The 251-nt window shown below is 39.4% G+C and carries 1 tRNA gene; it reads left to right on the top strand.

The window, feature by feature from the left end:
* Positions 1-76, top strand: a tRNA-Ala gene (locus L2D08_RS23840).
* The last annotated feature ends 175 nt before the right edge of the window (positions 77-251 follow it).

The following is a 251-nucleotide window of genomic DNA, read 5'->3' on the forward strand; positions in this document are numbered from 1 at the left end:
GGGGCCTTAGCTCAGCTGGGAGAGCGCCTGCTTTGCACGCAGGAGGTCAGCGGTTCGATCCCGCTAGGCTCCACCAAAAAATATTGTTGACACTTTATTTTTTTAGTGTTAAGATATTAAAGTCGCAAATGACGCATTGAACCTTGAAAACTGAACAAAATCAATAAAAACGTCACGTTTTAAATTTTTATCTTCCATTAAAAACACCCCGTGTTTTAATGGAAACAAATGAGCAAGTCAAACTTTTTTGG

The sequence above is a fragment of the Domibacillus sp. PGB-M46 genome, from assembly GCF_022668875.1.
GTDB lineage: Bacteria > Bacillota > Bacilli > Bacillales > Domibacillaceae > Domibacillus.